Source organism: Phocaeicola sp. RTP21198st1_B8_RTP21198_201120, assembly GCF_040929485.1.
In the GTDB taxonomy this organism is placed as follows: domain Bacteria; phylum Bacteroidota; class Bacteroidia; order Bacteroidales; family Bacteroidaceae; genus Phocaeicola; species Phocaeicola dorei.
In genome coordinates, this window is sequence record NZ_JBCOCI010000222.1 from 1 (window position 1) to 1,133 (window position 1,133).

The following is a 1,133-nucleotide window of genomic DNA, read 5'->3' on the forward strand; positions in this document are numbered from 1 at the left end:
GATTGGACAGATGTGTTTTATGATACCGCTAATACTTTTCAAACAAATTTATCTTTAATGGGAGGGGCTCGGAATACAGCGTATTATTTATCAGCTTCTTATTTAGAGAATACAGCAACGGTGAAAGGGAATAAACAACAGCGTTTTTCTATTCGTTCTAATTTGGATTTTACTTTTCTTCGAAAGTTTAAGGTCTCGGTTGATCTTGCTACTTCTTATAATGTGAATGATTTGTTTAATCCAGGAAGGGATTATTATGAGTACTTACCGATATTCGAACCATATAATGAAGATGGAACTTTTCGTCTTTACAATAAGGTTATATCCGGAAAAGAAACGGATGGAAGTCCTAAATGGTCGGAGAACCGTTTCTTGAACAGTGTAGCGGAAAGGGAAGAGAATATTTATAATCAAAAGACTTTATATACGAATGCCAATTTAATGTTGAGATATGATATTCTTTCAGGGTTATCTTACACAGGAAGAAATTTATTATGCTCGTACTAATTGGTCCGGAATGACGAGCGCTGATGGTCCGATAGGTTATTCCACTAGAAACTCATTAAATATGATGAACTGGACTACTGTACATCGCATTAATTATAAGCAGTCTTTTGATAAACATGATATAAGTGGATTATTGGGGATTGAGGCTGGTTCACAGGACTATGTGACACTTGGAGTTACAGGGTCAGGCTTCATTAATGATCATATTCAAGATGTGTCTTATGCAAAAGAGCGTAAAGGGACTAATACTAGTAAGACGAAACGCAAAGCTTCTATGTTAGGGCAGCTTAGTTATTCTTACGATCATCGATATTATGTGACATTAAATGGACGTAGAGACGGAAATTCACAATTTGGGTCAGATGTACGCTGGGCTAATTTTGGTTCTATAGGAGTTTCTTGGAATGTTCAGAATGAGAGTTTTTACAATATTCCATGGATGAATATTTTGAAAATAAAAGCTAGTTATGGGGCAAATGGAAATTCCCGCTTAGGTTCTCAGGAAGCTCTTGGCTTATATTCTTATGGGGAAAGTTATTCTTATGCAGGAGAAATAGGTGGTGTTATGTCGGGGTGTCCAAACAGCCGTTTGAGTTGGGAAACTACTTATATGACAAATATAGGTG

General features: G+C 36.4%; 2 pseudogenes. Both read left to right on the forward strand.

Annotated elements, in window-relative coordinates:
- Positions 1–507 (forward strand): annotated as a pseudogene (locus AB5935_RS24755) (SusC/RagA family TonB-linked outer membrane protein); the annotation flags it as partial.
- Between the two features lie 61 nt (positions 508–568).
- Positions 569–1,133 (forward strand): annotated as a pseudogene (locus AB5935_RS24760) (SusC/RagA family TonB-linked outer membrane protein); the annotation flags it as partial.